We start from the raw sequence: 16145 nt of genomic DNA, 5'->3' as shown, positions 1-16145 counted from the left end.
CCCCCCCGGGCGCCGCGACTCCCTCCTGCGGACCGGGCGCCGGGTCCCCCCGGGGCCCCGTGCCGTCCCATCCCCACAAGGAGTTCCCGCAGTGAGCGCCGCCTCGTACTACGTGCCCGTCCCCGTCCCCACCGATCCCGGGGCCGACCCCGACGTGAGCATCGAACGTTTCCGGCCCACCGAGCACACCGTGAGCACCTGGGGACCCGACCTGCAGCACGGCGCGCCGCCGTCCGCGTTGCTCGCCCGCGCGCTCGAACGGCACCGGCCACGCCCCGGCACCCGGCTGACCCGCATCACCGTCGACCTGCTCGGTCCGGTTCCGCTCACCGACCTCGAGGTGCGCACCCGGATCGACCGGCCGGGCCGCAAGATCGAACTGGTCGTCGCCGAACTGTGGGCCACCGCCCCCGACGGCACCGCCCGGGCGGTCGCGCGGGGCACCGGCTGGCGGCTCGAGACCGTCGACCTGCCCGACGTCGCTCGCACCTCGGAGCCGCCGCTGCCGCCGGTCGACACCGTTCCCGCGGGCTCGGTCGGTCACCCGGCGTGGTCGGGCGGATACATCTCTACCCTCGAGTGGCGGGTCGTCACCGAGTTCGGGGTGCCGGGCCCCTCCGCGGCGTGGGTGTGTGCCCCGCTGCCGCTGGTGGACGGCGAAACCCCCACCGGGCTGGACCGGCTGATGACCGTCGCCGACGTCGCCAACGGTGTCGGCTCCAAGCTCGACCCCACCCGCTGGCTGTTCCTCAACACGGAACTGACCGTGCACCTGTTCCGCGCTCCCGACCCCACCTGGGTCGGGATCTCCGCCGAGACGTCCGTGGGTCCCGACGGCGTCGGTATGACCGCCGGGGTGCTCTACGACGAGGCCGGTGCACTCGGCCGCATCGCCCAGAACGTGCAGGTGCGGTCCCGCTGATCGCGAGACCGCACCTGAGGTGAGAGACGGGATGTGCCCGCCGGTAGTTCTTCTCCGGAGAGCTATTCGGCGGCGCGCATCGCGCGGCACGACCGGATATTCGACGCGAGGATGGCGTGCGCCCCGATCTCGGCGAGACGATCCATCACCGCGTTGTGGCCCTTGCGGGGCACCATCGCCCGCACCGCGACCGACGAGTCGTTCGCCAGCGGGGAGATCGTCGGGGACTCGAGTCCCGGCGTGACCTGCACCGCCTGCTCGAGCAGGTGCTTCGGGCAGTCGTAGTCGAGCATCACGTACTGCTGCGCGAAGACCACGCCTTCGAGCCGGGCGATGAGCTGATTGCGGGCCCGATCGGCACGATCGGAACCTTCCCGCTCGATGAGCACACCTTCCGAATCGCACAGCGAGTCACCGAACGCCACGAGATCGTGCTGCCGCAGCGTGCGACCCGACCCGACCACGTCGGCGATCGCGTCGGCCACCCCGAGCTGGATGGAGATCTCCACCGCCCCGTCGAGCCGGATCACGGTCGCGTCGAGACCGCGGGACTCGAGGTCCCGGCGCACCAGATTCGGGTACGACGTGGCGATCCGCAGCCCGTGCAGGTCCTCGACCGTCCAGTCGCGTCCCTTGGGGCCGGCGTACCGGAACGAGGACCGCCCGAACCCGAGCGAGAGCCGCTCCGCGACGGGCGCACCCGAATCGAGGGCCAGGTCACGGCCGGTGATCCCCAGATCCAGCTCACCGGACCCGACATAGATCGCGATGTCCTTCGGGCGCAGGAAGAAGAATTCGACGTCGTTGACGGGATCGATGACCGTCAGATCCCGCGAATCGGTGCGGCGCCGGTACCCGGCCTCCTGCAGAATCTCGGCGGCAGACTCGGACAACGAGCCCTTGTTGGGAACTGCGACGCGCAGCATGACGAACGTCCTTTCGGAAAGGGAGGGAAGAATCGACGAGGTCCACGGGCACGGACGGCAGCCACCTCGAAGCGGCGGCGCCGGCCGTCACAGATGCTTGTAGACGTCCTCGAGCTTCAGACCGCGCCCCACCATCAGAACCTGCACCCAGTACAGCAACTGCGAGATCTCCTCGGAGAGCTCCTCATCGGACTGGTACTCGGCGGCGATCCATACCTCGCCGGCCTCCTCGATCACCTTCTTGCCCTGCGCGTGGACACCGGCGTCCAACGCGGCGACGGTGCCGGACCCCTCAGGACGGGTCACAGCACGTTCGGACAGCTCGGCGAACAGGGAATCGAAGGTCTTCACAGGGGTTGATTGTTTCATGCCGCGCCGCTCCCCCCGAATTCAGGACACCACCGCGCCCGGCGCGCGGCTCACCACCCGAGGTTCCGGGCGCTGACGAACCGCCGCGTCGCCCCGCTGATCGGATCGGGGAACTCGAGCGCACGTGCCAGCAACCGCAGCGGATCGGTGAAGTCGTCCGGGTCGCGGCGCCGGAACACCGGATAGAAGTTGTCCCCCACGATCGGGATCCCCAGCGCCGTCAGGTGCAGACGCAACTGGTGCGTGCGCCCGGTGCGGGGGTGCAGCCGGTACCGGGCCCGATCTCCGTGTCGCTCCAGCAGTTCGATGCGGGTCTCGGAGTTCGGGTCGGTGAAGCTCTGCACGGCGGTCAGCTCACCGTGCTGCTTGTCGATGCGGGTGCGCACGACCTGCGGGAATGCGAGCTCCGGCCGGAACCCGGCGACCGCCTCGTACTCTTTGACCACCAGGTGCCGCTCGAACAGTTCCTGATACGGCCGCCGCCAGCGCGGGTCGGTGGTGCACAGCAGCACACCGGCGGTCATCCGGTCGAGCCGGTGCACCGGCACCAGATGCGGCAGGTCCAATTCCCGGCGCAGCCGCACGACCACCGTTTCCCGGATGTGGGTGCCCCGCGGGATGGTCGCCAGGAAGTGCGGTTTGTCCACCACCACCAGTCGCTCGTCGCGGTGCAGCACCTCCACCGGAAACGGCACCGGCACCTCCGGCGGCGGGTCGCGGTAGAAGTACACGAACCGGGTCGGCTGATAACGGGTGCCGGCGTCCACCGGCCGGCCGTGTTCGTCGACGAGTTCACCGGCGCTCACGCGGGCCTGCCAGTCCTCCGCCGGGTGACGGGACTGCAGAAATTCGACGATGGTGGCCGCGTCCGTCTCGGCGGGCATACGCAGCCGGTCCGGGCCGAGACCGTCCCGCACCGGCAGCGGGGCTCCGCGCACCTCAGCCCTCGACGGGGTCCGGTACGCACCCCGCGCAGACCAGCGTCAGGTCGCGGCCGTCGCGATCGGGATGGTTGCGGTACCGCGACGTCGGCGTTCCGCACTCGGTGCACCGGCCCAACACTGTTGCGGCCGGGCTGAATTCGACGTTCATGCGGCCGTCGAAGACGTACAGCGAACCTTCCCACAGCCCGTCGTCGCCGAAAGTCTCGCCGTAGCGCACGATTCCGCCGTCGAGCTGATACACCTCTTCGAAACCGCGGTTGCGCATCAACGCCGACAACACCTCGCACCGCACCCCGCCGGTGCAATAGGTCACCACCGGACGGGACTTGAGATGGTCGTAACGGCCGCTGTCGAGTTCGGCGACGAAATCGCGGGTGGTCTCCACCTCGGGCACCACCGCATTCCGGAACCGGCCGATCTCCGCCTCGAACCGGTTGCGGCCGTCGAAGAACACCACCTCGTCGCCGCGCTCGGACACCAGTTCGTGCACGGCGCGTGGCGAGAGCGGGGTGCCGCCGCCCACCACACCGTGTTCGTCGACCTTCACCTCGTGGGGCACCCCGAACGTCACGATCTCCGGGCGCACCTTGACCGACAGGCGCGGGAAGTCGTGGCCGGTGCCGTCGGACCACTTGACGTCGGTGTCCTTGAACGCCGGATAGCCGCGCAGTCCGCGCACGTAGCGCTTCACCGCGGCGATGTCCCCACCGACGGTGCCGTTGATGCCGTGCTCGGAGATCAGGATCCGGCCCGTCAGCCCCAGCGACGACGCGAGGGTGTGCTGCCACAACCGGATCGCCTCCGGGTCGGGCAGCGGCGTGAACGCGTAGAACAACACGATCTTGGGAATCGCCATGTCAGCGCGATCCCGACCCGTGCAACTCGCGCAGGTCCGCCACCGTCAGCCCCTCGAGCGTCGACCGGAACACCCGGCGCGGCGAGCCGGGCACCTCCACCAGCGACGGCACCACCAGCACCGCGCAGCCCGCGGCCTCGGCGGACGTCGCGCCGGTCGGGGAATCCTCGATCGCCAGGCACTGCGCGGGATCGAGCCCGAGCAACTCCGCGGCCCGCCGGTACGGCGCCGGGTCGGGCTTGCCCGCCGGCACCTCGTCACCGCACACCGTGTGGTCGAAGCGGTCCCGGCCGAGCGTCTCGAGCGCGACGTCGCACAACCGGCGGCCGGTGTTGGTCACCAGCACCTGGCCCAGTCCCGCCGCACGTACCGCATCGAGTGCCGCCTGCGCGCCGGGCCGCCACCGCAGACCCTGAGCGAACAACCCGGCCATGTACGCGTTGAGCCAGTCCTCGGCGGCGGTCTGCTCGTCGGGGGTCGGTTCGAGACCGAGACCGGCGAACGCTCGCCACACCGACAGGTCGAGCGGTCCGCCGATCGTCGCGCGCCGGGTCTCCTCACTCATCGGGCCACCGAGATGCAGCGACAACTCCCGCATCCCGATGTCCCACAACTGCTCGGACTCGAGCAACGTGCCGTCCATGTCCCAGAGCACCGCCCGCAGTCGGGTGGCCCCGATCAACGGTGCAGCGCAACCGGATTCGAGCTGATCAGACATTGAAATACTTGGCCTCCGGGTGGTGCAGCACGAACGCGTCGGTGGACTGCTCGGGATGCAACTGCAATTCCTCCGACAATTCCACGCCGATACGTTCGGGCTCGAGCAACTCGACGAGCTTGATGCGATCCTCGAGATTCGGGCACGCGCCGTACCCGAACGCGAACCGGGCCCCGCGATAGGCGAGCTTGAAGTACTCGGCGATCTCGTCGGGATCCTCGTCGGCGGCGGTGCCGCCCCCGGCGAACGCGAGTTCCTGCCGGATCCGGCGATGCCAGTACTCCGCCAACGCCTCGGTGAGCTGCACGCCGATACCGTGTACCTCCAGATAGTCGCGGTACGCGTCCGCGGCGAACAACTCGTTCGCGAAGTCGGCGATCGGCTGCCCCATCGTCACCAGCTGGAACGGCCACACATCGACCTGCCCCGACGCGAGCGCATCCTCCCGGGACCGCACGAAGTCGGCGATGCACAGGAACCGGGACCGCTGTTGCCGCGGGAACGTGAACCGGAACCGCTCCGGCGCGTCCGGGCGGGGCTCGGTGAGCACCACCACGTCGTCACCCTCGGACACCGCCGGGAAGTAGCCGTACACCACGGCGGCGTGCTGCAAGATCCCCTCGGTCGCCAACCGGTCCAGCCAGTACCGCAGCCGCGGCCGGCCTTCGGTCTCCACCAGCTCTTCGTAGGTCGGGCCGTCGCCGCCCCGTTGCCCACGCAGACCCCACTGTCCGAGGAACAGCGCGCGCTCGTCGATCAGCGACGCATAGTCGGCCAACGGGATGCCCTTGACCACTCGGGTACCCCAGAACGGCGGGGTCGGCACCGGAAGATTCGCTGCGACATCGCTGCGCGCAGGCACCACCACCGGTGCCTCCGCCGCCTTGCGCTTCTCCGCGATCCGCTTGCTGCGCTCGTGCCGCTCCTTGCGCTCGGCGGCCTTCCGGGCAGCTTCCAGCGCCTCCGGGCTGTCGGGCGCCGGAGCCTCACCGCGCTTGACGGCCATCACCTTGTCCATCAACGACAAGCCCTCGAACGCATCGCGGGCGTACGACACCTGACCCTCGTAGACCTCCGCGAGATCGTTCTCCACATAGCTGCGGGTCAGTGCCGCGCCGCCGAGCATCACCGGGAACTGCTCGGCCACCCCGCGGGCATTGAGTTCCTGGAGGTTCTCCTTCATCACCACGGTCGACTTCACCAGCAGACCGGACATCCCGATCACGTCGGCTCTCTTGTCGACGGCCGCGTCGAGAATCGTGGCGATGGGCTGCTTGATCCCGAGGTTGACCACCTCGTAGCCGTTGTTCGACAAGATGATGTCGACCAGGTTCTTGCCGATGTCGTGCACATCGCCCTTGACGGTCGCCAGCACGATCCGGCCCTTACCGTCGGCGCCGGTGGACTCCATGTGGGGTTCGAGGAACGCCACCGCCGTCTTCATCACCTCGGCGGACTGCAGCACGAACGGCAACTGCATCTGCCCCGACCCGAACAGCTCACCGACCGTCTTCATCCCCGACAGCAACGTGTCGTTGATGATCGTCAGCGGCGGTGTCGTCGTCATCGCCTCCGTCAGATCGTCCTCGAGGCCGTTGCGCTCGCCGTCGACGATGCGCCGCTCGAGCCGTTCGAACAGCGGCAGCGCCGCCAGTTCCTGCGCGCGCGACTCCCGCGCCGACGCCGCCGACACACCCTCGAACAGTTCCATCAGCTTCTGCAGGGGGTCGTATCCCTCGCGGCGACGGTCGTACACCAGGTCCAGCGCGACCTGCCGCTGCTCCTCCGGGATGCGGGCCATCGGCAGGATCTTCGACGCATGCACGATCGCCGTATCCAGCCCCGCTTCGGTGCACTCGTTCAGGAACACCGAGTTGAGCACCTGCCGGGCCGCCGGATTCAAACCGAACGACACATTCGAGATGCCGAGCGTGAAGTGGATTTCGGGATGTCGCCGGTGCAGTTCGCGGATCGCGCTGATCGTCTCGATCGCGTCGCGGCGGACTTCCTCCTGCCCCGTCGAGATCGGGAAGGTCAACGCGTCGACGATGATGTCTTCCGGCGCGAGCCCCCAGTTCTCCGTCAGATCGGTGATCAGGCGCTCCGCGATCCGCACCTTGTGTTCGGCGGTACGGGCCTGACCCTCCTCGTCGATCGTCAGCGCGACCACGGCCGCGCCGTGCGTGACGACGAGCTGCATGATCCGCTGGAACCGCGAGCCGGGGCCGTCGCCGTCCTCGTAGTTCACCGAGTTCACCGCGCACCGGCCACCGAGGTGCTCGAGACCGGCCTGGATCACGTCCGGCTCCGTCGAGTCGATCATGATGGGCAACGTCGAGGCCGTCGCGAACCGGGACGCCAGTTCTGCCATGTCGGCGGCACCGTCGCGTCCCACATAGTCGACGTTCAGGTCCAGCATGTGCGCGCCGTCGCGAATCTGGTCCTTCGCGATATCGAGGCACTTCTGCCAGTCCGCGGCGAGCATCGCCTCCCGGAACGCCTTCGACCCGTTGGTGTTCGTGCGCTCGCCGACCATCAGGATCGACGCGTCCTGCTCGAACGGCACCGCCGTGTAGAGCGACGACACACCCGGCTCCGGCACCGGCGTGCGCGGGGCGGGCGTCACCTCACGCACCGCCGCGGCCACCTGCCGGACATGCTCGGGAGTCGTGCCACAGCACCCGCCCACGAACGCGAGCCCGTAGTCGGCGACGAACCCGGCCAACGCCGACGCCAGTTCCTCCGGACCCAGCGGGTACTCGGCGCCGTTGGGCCCCAGCACCGGCAGCCCCGCGTTCGGCATCACCGACACCGGAATCCGTGCGTGCTGCGTCAGGTACCGCAGGTGTTCGCTCATCTCCGCCGGGCCGGTCGCGCAGTTCAGCCCGATCAGGTCGATGCCCAGCGGCTCGAGCGCCGTCAGCGCCGCACCGATCTCCGAACCGAGCAGCATCGTGCCCGTGGTCTCCACCGTGACATGGGTGACGATCGGCAGTCGCCGGCCCGCCTGCTCCATCGCCAGGCGGCTACCCACGATCGCGGCCTTCGCCTGCAACAGGTCCTGGCAGGTTTCCACCAGGATCGCATCGGCGCCACCGTCGATCATGCCCAGAGCGGCCTCCGCGTAGGCATCCCGCAACACCGCGTAGGGCGCATGTCCCAAGCTCGGCAGCTTGGTGCCCGGCCCCATCGAGCCGATCACCATCCGAGGCATCCCGTCGTCGCTCGGGCCCATCTCGTCGGCCACCTCACGGGCCAGACGGGTGCCACGTTCGGACAGGTCACGGATGCGGTCGGCGATGTCGTAGTCGGCGAGATTGGGCAGGTTGCAACCGAAGGTGTTCGTCGAGACCACATCTGCGCCGGCCTCGAAATACGCCCGATGGATCCCCCGGATCACATCGGGCCGAGACTCGTTGAGAATCTCGTTGCACCCCTCCAAACCGCGGAAATCGTCGAGCGAAAGATCCGCGGCCTGCAACATCGTGCCCATCGCCCCGTCTCCGATGACAACGCGCCGCTTCAACGCATCGAGCAAGACAGAGTGCAATGGGGTGGACATGCCCACCAGACTAGTGGGCGGACGAACCGGCCCGGGTCGTAGGCTGGACGAGTGAATGCACGCGAGAACTCCGACACCCCGGACCAGGACGTACCCGTCCTCCGTGATCCGGTGCTCGTTGCCGCGTTCGAAGGATGGAACGACGCAGGCGACGCCGCCAGCGGAGCCGTCGAACACCTCGAACTGATCTGGGACGCCGAACCCTTCGCCGAACTGGACTCCGAGGACTACTACGACTACCAGGTCAACCGCCCCCAGGTCCGGCTCGTCGACGGCGTCAGCCGCGAACTCGACTGGCCCGCCACCCGGCTGTCGGTCTGCGCACTGCCCGGCAGCGACCGCGACATCGTGCTGCTGCGCGGCATCGAACCCAACATGCGCTGGCGCAGCTTCTGCGACGCCATCATCGAACTCATCGACGACATCGGCGTCCACACCGTCATCCTTCTCGGCGCCCTGCTCGCCGACACCCCCCACACCCGGCCCGTCCCGGTGACCGGCACCGCATACAGCGCCGAAGCCGCCAAACGCTTCAACCTCGAAAAATCACGCTACGAAGGACCTACCGGGATCACCGGCGTCCTCCAGGACGCCTGCGTCCGCGCCGGCATCCCCGCCGTGTCCTTCTGGGCAGCGGTCCCCCACTACGTCTCGCACCCGCCCAACCCCAAAGCCACCGTCGAACTCCTCCGCCGGCTCGAAGACATCCTCGACGTCGAAGTTCCCCTCGGCGAACTGCCCGTCCTCGCCGAAGAATGGGAAGAGGCCGTCACCGAGATGACCGACGACGACGAAGACGTCGCCGACTACGTCCGCGGACTCGAAGAACGCGGCGACGCCGAAGCCGAATCCGACATCACCGACGACATCTCCAACATCGACGGCGACGCCATCGCCGCCGAATTCGAGCGCTACCTGCGTCGACGCGGTCCCGGCGGACGCGCCCTGTGAGCGCCCGGCGCGCGGCACTCCCGCGCGCGGCGCTCTACACAGGCGGCTTCCTCGGCCCGTTCGGCGGCAGCGTCGTCGTCTCGATGCTTCCCGAGATGGGCGCCGACCTGGGCGTCACGGCCGCCACCGCGGCCACCTCCGTGACCGCCTACCTCGGCGTCTTCGCCGCCGCCATGCTGTTCTCCGGCACCCTCGGTGCCCGCTGGGGCCGGGCCCGCACGGTCCGCCTCGCCTACCTCGCCTACGCCGTGGTGTCCGTCGCCGCCGCGCTCGCCCCCACTCTGACCGTGCTGCTCGGTGCCCGCATGCTCCAGGGCGCGGCCAACGCCTTCACCACACCGCTGCTGCTCGCGGCCCTCGCGTCCCTGACACCGCAGAATCGGCTCGGTCGCGCACTGGGTCTCTTCGGTGCCCTGCAAGCCGCCGGGCTGACCTTCGCGCCGCTCGTCGGCGGGCTCGCCGCCGAGATCGACTGGCGATGGGCGTTCGTGGTGCTCGCCGCCGCCGCACTGGCGCTCGCGTGCATCGGACTACCGGGCACCGTCGACGACGACGACACCACCGGCGAACCCGCCCGGCTTCGCGACGCGCTGCGTCCCCGCATCGTCCGCATCGGCATCGTGGCGCTGCTCGGCTGGGGCGCGATCGGCGGACTCAACTTCCTCCTCGCCTTCCGTGCCGAGGACGTGTTCGCTCTCACCCCGTCCGAGCGCGGTGCCCTGCTCACCGTCCTCGGTTTCGCCGGCATCCTCACCGCCCGGCGCGTCGGGATCCTCGTCGACCGGATCGGCGCGCGGCGCACCGTCCTCATCGGTGCCTTCGCCGGCGCAGTGCTGGTGGTCACCGTCGGTACGGTGACGAATCTCATGGTCGTCGCCGTCGCCTGGTTCCTCGCGGGCGTCGCCTCGCAATGCGTGCTCGTCGGCGTCAATGCCGCCGTCCTGGGCGATCCCGGAGCCAACCGCGGCGGCGCGGTGTCGGTGGTGCAGGCCTTCCGGTTCGGCGGTGGTGCCTTCGCTCCGCTGGCACTCACGCCCGTGTACTCGGCGGATCCGACCGCTGCGTTCCTCGTGCCCGCGGTGCTGCTCGCCGTCGTCACCCCCGTCGCGATGCCTGCGTCGCCGCGACCTGACAGTTCCGGCAAGGACGGGGTGAGGTCTTCCTGATCGGCATGTAACGCCCCGGCAGCCGATCCGTCACCGACGCGGCAGACCCTCGAAGCATGACATCGACCCAGCCCCAACCGGAGACACCGCGTCGGCGGCTCCTCGTCGTGGGCAACGGCATGGCAGGTGCTCGCACCGTCGAAGAGATCCTCGCGCGAGGTGGACGAGAGCTCTTCGACATCACCATGATCGGCGACGAGCCGTACGGCAACTACAACCGGATCATGCTCTCGCACGTCCTGTCCGGCGAAGCGACCGCCGACGACGACGATCTCGTGCTCAATCCGATGAGCTGGTACCGCGAGCACGGCATCACCCTCTTCGCGGGCGACCGCGCGGTCCGCCTCGACCGGTTCGCCAAGACGGTCACCTGTGAATCCGGCCGGGTGGCGGGCTACGACGTGCTCGTCGTCGCCACCGGATCGTCGACCTTCTTCCCCAACATGGACGGCCTGCGCGAAGCGGACGGCCGCCTCGGGCGCGGCGTGTTCGGTTTCCGCACCCTCGCCGATACCAACGGCATGCTCCAGATGGCGGAGTCCCGCGACGACGTGTCGGCAGTGGTCGTCGGCGGCGGCCTGCTCGGCCTCGAGGCCGCGTACGGGTTGCGCACCCAGGGACTCGAGGTGACGGTCGTGCATTCGCCCGGGCACCTGATGAACCAGCAACTCGACGAGCGCGGCGGCCGCGTCCTGCGCACCGAGATCGAGAAACTCGGGGTCACCGTGCACACGGGTACACGCACGATCGGCATCGAGCGCGACGGCCACGGCGAGGTGGTCGGGGTCCGGTTCTCCGACGACACCGTCGTCCCGGCGGACATGGTGGTCGTCGCGGCAGGTATCCGCCCCAACACCGAATTCGCGCGCACCGGCGGTCTTCTCGTCGAGCGCGGCCTGGTCGTCGACGATCAGTTGCGCTGCGACGGCGAATCGAGCGTGTACGCAGTCGGGGAATGCGTGCAGCACCGCGGCGAGGTGTACGGCCTCGTCGCGCCGGTGTGGGAGCAGGCCGTCGTGCTCGCCGAGCATCTCACCGGCACCGACCCGCACGCCGCGTACGAGGGTTCGCGGACCACCACGAAGCTCAAGGTCGCCGGTATCGACGTCGCCGCGATGGGCGTGAAGGGACCCGAACGTGAAGACGACGAGTTCGTGCAGTTCTACGACCCGCGCAGCGGTGTGTACAAGGCCGTCGTCGTGCGTGACGACCAACTGATCGGCGCGATGCTGCTCGGCGACATCGGCCGGGCGTCGATGCTCGGACAGGCCTTCGACGGAATGATCGAGGTCCCCCAGGATCGCGCGGCCCTGCTGTTCGACATCGGAGAGCCCCAGGGCGCCGACGTGGCGGCAGATCTGCCCGACAGCACCCAGGTGTGCAACTGCAACGGCGTCACCAAGGGCGACATCGTCGCCTGTGTCCACGGCGGAGCGGCCAGCCTCGCGGACGTCTGCGCCACCACCCGGGCGGGTAAGGGCTGCGGGTCGTGCAAGGCCCTCGTGGGTGACATCGTCGCGTTCGCGGCCGGCGGCGCGCTCGCCGAGGACCCCGCCGCGAACTGGTATGTGCCGTGCATCCCGCTGACCAAACCCGACCTGATCGCCGCTATCCGCGAGCACGACCTGCGCGCGGTGTCGCAGGTGTTCGCGAAACTCGCGACCGGGGGCCGGGAGGATGCCTCCGCGAAGATGCCGCTGGCGTCGCTGTTGCGCACACTGTGGGGCCCCGACTGGGTCGACGAGCGTGGCGCGCTCTATATCAACGACCGTGTGCACGCCAATATCCAGCGGGACGGCACATTTTCGGTCGTGCCTCAGATGAAGGGCGGGGTGACCACACCGGATCAGTTGCGCCGGATCGCCGACGTCGCCGACAAGTACCGGGTGCCCATGGTGAAGGTCACCGGTGGTCAGCGGATCGATCTCCTCGGCATCAAGAAGGAGGACCTGCCGAAGGTCTGGGCCGATCTCGATATGTCGTCGGGTTTCGCCTACGGCAAGAGTTTCCGCACTGTGAAAACCTGCGTGGGCAGCGATTTCTGCCGGTTCGGTCTGGGCGACTCCACGAATCTGGGTATCGCACTCGAGGAACGCTTCCAGGGGCTCGAGACACCGGCCAAGCTCAAACTGGCGGTGGCGGGGTGTCCCCGCAATTGTTCCGAGGCGCTGTGCAAGGACCTCGGGGTGGTCGCCGTCGGCGACGGGCGGTGGGATATCTACGTCGGCGGCGCCGCCGGTGCACACGTCCGAAAAGGTGACCTTCTCGCGACCGTGGACTCCGCCGACGAGGTGCTTTCCGTGGCGGGACGGTTCATCCAGTACTACCGCGAGAACGCGCAGTGGCTCGAGCGGACCTACGCCTTCGTGCCGCGCATCGGTCTGGACCGACTACAGGACCTGCTGATTCGAGACGAGGAGAACCTGGTGTCCGGACTGGACGAACGCGTCGAGATCGCCGTCGCCGGCTACCGTGATCCCTGGCTCGACCGTTCGGACCCGAAGTCTCCCGCGCAGTTTGCGCCGTCGCTGCCGTTGCTGCCTCTCCCCCAGGTCCCCGTTCGATGACCGCCGTGGACGACAGTGCTGTCGTCGACCTCGGACCGGTCTCGGGTCTCACCCGCGGCGAGGGGCGCACCTATACGGTCGACGGGCGGCAGATCGCCGTGTTCCTGTTGTCCGACGGTTCGGTCCGCGCGACCGACGCCGTGTGCCCGCACAAGGGAGGGCCGTTGGCCGACGGGCAGATCGACCACACCGGTGTGGTGTGCCCGCTGCATCAGTACGCGTTCTCGTTCGACACGGGTGCGTGCGCCGCGCACGGGATCGGATCGGTACGCACCTACGCGGCGCAGGTGAGCGAAGGCCGAATCCTGCTGTCCTCGTCCTTCTCGGGATCGCAGTAACACTCCTGCTATCGTCCTTCCCCCGAGGGAAGGGTGCCCACAGTGGGATGTGTCGTCGTCGAACACGAGTCGGTCCTTCCCGCCACGATCCCCGCGGTCTGGGCCCGCATCACAGATCCCGGCGGTATCAACGACGAACTCGCTCCCGTGCTGTCGATGCGCATGCCGCGTGCGGTCCGGGGCCTGTCCATCGACGAGGTGCCGGTCGGCGTGCGCCTGGGCCGTGCACCGCTCCTGCTCTTCGGGGTACTGCCGGTCGAATTCGATGACCTCACCGTCGCTGCCGTCGAACCCGGTCGCCGGTTCCACGAGAAGTCCAGCATGGTGCTCCTGCGCCGCTGGGAGCACGAACGCGAACTACAACCGCTGCCGTCCGGCGGAACCCGTGTCCACGATCGCCTCACCTTCGAGTTGCGCGCGCCCTTGTCGGGTGTACCGATCGTCGATTCCGTGGCGCACCGCGTGATCGCGGGACTGTTCGCTCACCGGCATCGCAGGCTCGCCCGCTACTTCGACAGACCTCCGGCGTAAGTTGCGAGTGACGTGAAGTGTTGGTGAGTGGCGGGATCGAGACGAGTTGGTGGTGGAAATGGCGGATATTTCTGTTATTTGTTTATTCCGTCCGATCCAGAATATCCAGGGTCGCGTCCTCCGCCGAACCCGCATGTCGGGTGCGCCCTACTCCCATGTCGTCGTCCTTCCCCGCCGCGAATACCGTTCCCCCTGAAAAGGATCAAGCTGCCTATCCTTCATCCACGCACTCCCCTGGCCCGCCGGCCCGGAGTCGTTCCCGTCCACCTCGTGAAAGCTACCGTGAAGCTCGACGCGTCGGAATACCCCAGGCGGTGCGCCACCCGCTCGACCGACAGCCCCGCACCGAGAAGTTCTTCGGCCACCGCGCTGTACGTCTCCGCCACGACCTCCCGGTACGACGTTCCTTCCTCCTCGAGCCTCCTCCGCAGCGTCCGCACGCTGAGCCCCAACTCCCCCGCGACACGCTGTTGCGTCGCACCCGACGACGCGGCACGAAGCAGGATCTCACGGACCCGGAATGCGGTTCCACTGCGGAATCGCCGCCGCTGAAGGAGTTCTGCGCACTCTTCGAGCAGCACCGACGACGCGGCCGCGCTGGCGGTGGGCATCGGACGTTCCACCGCCGCCGCGTCCACCACGACCGTGTGCGGCCCGGATACAGACACCACCTCGTAGCCGTGTTCACGCACCATCGGTGCGATGCGACCGAACAGCGACTCGTTCACTTCGATCCGCCGCACCTCGACCGGGTTGCCCCACAACGCCGTCCAGTGCGCCAGGATTCCGGACAGGTCGCGTTCGAGAAGGAATCCCCGTACATCGCGCGGCACCTCACGATCGTCGAGCGAGAACCGCACCTCACCGTCGGCGTACGCCAACGTTGCCCGCGAGAACGCGTACGAGAGGTCGAAGTAGCGCGTTCCCACCTCGATCCCCTCTCGGACGGTCGCACAACTCATCAACGCGTACCCGTAGATGCCGTGCACGGCGGCCTGATACGACGCACCGAGCGTGAACCCGCACCCTGGAGCATCGTCGAGTTCCGCCACCAGATTCCGGATCAGCGCAAGTTCCTGTTCGTCCGTGATCTCGCTCGTGGGATCCGAGAGTCCCTCGGCCGGTAGTCCGGTGCCGCGGAGAACCAGATGGGTGTCGATACCGCGTTCCCGGGCGAAGTCCACGAGAAGCCGTGCGCTGGTCGCGGCACGGCGAGGGACCAAGGTCGTCACGACGTGCCATCATCGGCCACGTGGCCGAAATTCACAAGAAACAGCCGCTTTCGGCATGGATCTGCGGCGATCCGCTTTCTAGCGTGAGCACACGGCAATACCCGCTCGAGAGTTAAGGACGGCAACACATGACCCGAGGTGCACAGGGCAAGCGCGTCGCGATCACCGGCGGCGCACGCGGTATCGGACGATCGACCGCGGAGGCCCTTCTCCGCGCCGGAGCACAGGTCGTCATCGGCGACATCGATACGGCCCTGGTGGAGGAAACGGCTGCCGCGCTGACCGCACGATTCGGTTCGACCGTCCTCGGGTTGCCACTCGACGTCACCGACCGCGGTTCGTTCGAGCAGTTTCTCGATCTCGCCACAATCGAACTCGGCGGACTCGACGTCGTGGTCAACAACGCCGGCATCATGCCGACCGGACGGTTCCTCGACGAGTCCGACGCGGTGTCCGACCGCCAGATCGACATCAACGTGCGGGGCGTGATCATCGGCTGCAAACTCGCGGCCGCGCGCTTCACCGAGCAGGGGCACGGTCACATCGTCAACCTCGGGTCCATCGTCGGCATCGAGGGCGCACCGGGGATCGCCGTGTACTCGGCCACCAAGCATGCGGTGATCGGTCTGGGCTCCGTGCTGCGGCAGGAACTCGCCGGTTCCGGCGTCACGGTCTCGACGATCGCGCCGGGATTCGTACGCACCGAACTGATCGCGGGCATCAAGCCCAACGCGTTGATCCAGCGCGTCGCGATGGTGGGTCCCGAGGATGTCGCCCAGGCGATCACCGCGGTGATCGGCTCGGGACGTCCGGGTCTGCGTTACGTGCCCCGGACCGCGGGCGCCATCCTCGCCGTCCTGCGTTTGATGCCGGAGGCGGCCCGGCACCGGATCTCCGGCGCGTTCGGACTGCAGTCCGTCGTTCTCGAATCGGACGAGAACGCCCGGGCCGCCTACCGGAATCGCACCGAGTCCACCCCCGCTGTCTCTCCCGTCGCCGACAGTCCCGTCATCGAGAGTGAGACGCAGCGCCCGGTGCGGTAAATGCCCGACCCGTTGCCGGC

General features: G+C 68.4%; 14 protein-coding genes. 7 read left to right on the top strand and 7 right to left on the bottom strand.

Translation table 11 applies throughout. The features are described 5' to 3' along the window. Positions 1-91 precede the first annotated feature (91 nt). Positions 92-922 (top strand): thioesterase family protein, encoded by an 831-nt coding sequence (locus TVH25_RS16880; protein ID WP_169622270.1) that lies wholly within the window; start codon positions 92-94, stop codon positions 920-922. 62 nt (positions 923-984) lie between these two features. Here the strand turns inward: TVH25_RS16880 and hisG are convergent, their stop codons facing one another. The 6 genes from hisG to metH form a co-directional block, all read right to left on the bottom strand. Beyond that, positions 985-1848: an ATP phosphoribosyltransferase gene (gene hisG, locus TVH25_RS16875; protein ID WP_169622269.1), complete on the bottom strand. Its 864-nt coding sequence runs from the start codon at positions 1846-1848 to the stop codon at positions 985-987. Between the two features lie 87 nt (positions 1849-1935). Next, on the bottom strand, positions 1936-2217 hold the full coding sequence (locus TVH25_RS16870; protein WP_206037218.1) for a phosphoribosyl-ATP diphosphatase: 282 nt from the start codon (positions 2215-2217) through the stop codon (positions 1936-1938). 50 nt (positions 2218-2267) lie between these two features. Continuing rightward, complete coding sequence (locus tag TVH25_RS16865; RefSeq protein WP_422424914.1) at positions 2268-3155, bottom strand: pseudouridine synthase; 888 nt, start codon at positions 3153-3155, stop codon at positions 2268-2270. Between the two features lies 1 nt (position 3156). Continuing rightward, positions 3157-4017 carry a rhodanese-related sulfurtransferase gene (locus tag TVH25_RS16860; protein ID WP_422424913.1) on the bottom strand — a complete coding sequence of 287 codons (861 nt, stop codon included), beginning with the start codon at positions 4015-4017 and terminating at the stop codon, positions 3157-3159. Position 4018: 1 nt separating this feature from the next. Further along, entirely contained in the window at positions 4019-4735 is a 717-nt protein-coding gene (locus tag TVH25_RS16855) for an HAD family hydrolase (protein ID WP_422424912.1), read from the bottom strand. Next, positions 4728-8297: a methionine synthase gene (gene metH / locus TVH25_RS16850; protein ID WP_422424911.1), complete on the bottom strand. Its 3570-nt coding sequence runs from the start codon at positions 8295-8297 to the stop codon at positions 4728-4730. The genes TVH25_RS16855 and metH overlap by 8 nt, the downstream gene beginning before the upstream one ends. 51 nt (positions 8298-8348) lie before the next feature. Between metH and TVH25_RS16845 the strand changes: the two genes are divergently transcribed. From TVH25_RS16845 to TVH25_RS16825, 5 genes are read left to right on the top strand one after another with little or no spacing between them, the layout of a single operon-like run. Further along, positions 8349-9248, top strand: coding sequence for a PAC2 family protein (locus TVH25_RS16845; RefSeq protein ID WP_422424909.1), 900 nt, complete (start codon positions 8349-8351; stop codon positions 9246-9248). Next, the gene (locus tag TVH25_RS16840; RefSeq protein WP_422424908.1) at positions 9245-10414 is read left to right on the top strand and encodes an MFS transporter; all 1170 of its coding nucleotides are present in this window, start codon (positions 9245-9247) and stop codon (positions 10412-10414) included. The genes TVH25_RS16845 and TVH25_RS16840 overlap by 4 nt, the downstream gene beginning before the upstream one ends. Positions 10415-10470: 56 nt before the next feature. Further along, positions 10471-12981 carry a nitrite reductase large subunit NirB gene (gene nirB / locus TVH25_RS16835; protein ID WP_422424907.1) on the top strand — a complete coding sequence of 837 codons (2511 nt, stop codon included), beginning with the start codon at positions 10471-10473 and terminating at the stop codon, positions 12979-12981. After that, positions 12978-13319, top strand: coding sequence for a Rieske 2Fe-2S domain-containing protein (locus TVH25_RS16830; RefSeq protein WP_422424906.1), 342 nt, complete (start codon positions 12978-12980; stop codon positions 13317-13319). Before nirB ends, TVH25_RS16830 begins: the two co-directional genes overlap by 4 nt. 33 nt (positions 13320-13352) lie before the next feature. Beyond that, positions 13353-13850, top strand: coding sequence for a hypothetical protein (locus TVH25_RS16825; protein ID WP_240952582.1), 498 nt, complete (start codon positions 13353-13355; stop codon positions 13848-13850). Between the two features lie 218 nt (positions 13851-14068). On the opposite strand, the gene TVH25_RS16820 is transcribed toward TVH25_RS16825, so the two are convergent. Then, positions 14069-15082, bottom strand: coding sequence for an AraC family transcriptional regulator ligand-binding domain-containing protein (locus tag TVH25_RS16820; RefSeq protein WP_422424905.1), 1014 nt, complete (start codon positions 15080-15082; stop codon positions 14069-14071). Positions 15083-15210: 128 nt separating this feature from the next. On the opposite strand from TVH25_RS16820, the gene TVH25_RS16815 reads away from it, so the two are divergent. Further along, positions 15211-16125: an SDR family oxidoreductase gene (locus tag TVH25_RS16815; RefSeq protein ID WP_422424903.1), complete on the top strand. Its 915-nt coding sequence runs from the start codon at positions 15211-15213 to the stop codon at positions 16123-16125. Positions 16126-16145: the final 20 nt, after the last annotated feature.

The organism is Rhodococcus sp. 7Tela_A2, from assembly GCF_049311045.1.
In the GTDB taxonomy this organism is placed as follows: domain Bacteria; phylum Actinomycetota; class Actinomycetes; order Mycobacteriales; family Mycobacteriaceae; genus Rhodococcus.
This window is presented reverse-complemented; position numbering and strand designations above follow the sequence as displayed.

What these genes read in the sequence shown, in the direction of transcription:
- hisG (WP_169622269.1), bottom strand. Translation starts at nt 1,848, where the DNA reads ATGCTGCGCGTCGCAGTTCCCAACAAGGGCTCGTTGTCCGAGTCTGCC.
- TVH25_RS16870 (WP_206037218.1), bottom strand. Translation starts at nt 2,217, where the DNA reads ATGAAACAATCAACCCCTGTGAAGACCTTCGATTCCCTGTTCGCCGAG.
- TVH25_RS16860 (WP_422424913.1), bottom strand. Translation starts at nt 4,017, where the DNA reads ATGGCGATTCCCAAGATCGTGTTGTTCTACGCGTTCACGCCGCTGCCC.
- TVH25_RS16855 (WP_422424912.1), bottom strand. Translation starts at nt 4,735, where the DNA reads ATGTCTGATCAGCTCGAATCCGGTTGCGCTGCACCGTTGATCGGGGCC.
- metH (WP_422424911.1), bottom strand. Translation starts at nt 8,297, where the DNA reads ATGTCCACCCCATTGCACTCTGTCTTGCTCGATGCGTTGAAGCGGCGC.
- nirB (WP_422424907.1), top strand. Translation starts at nt 10,471, where the DNA reads ATGACATCGACCCAGCCCCAACCGGAGACACCGCGTCGGCGGCTCCTC.
- TVH25_RS16830 (WP_422424906.1), top strand. Translation starts at nt 12,978, where the DNA reads ATGACCGCCGTGGACGACAGTGCTGTCGTCGACCTCGGACCGGTCTCG.
- TVH25_RS16815 (WP_422424903.1), top strand. Translation starts at nt 15,211, where the DNA reads ATGACCCGAGGTGCACAGGGCAAGCGCGTCGCGATCACCGGCGGCGCA.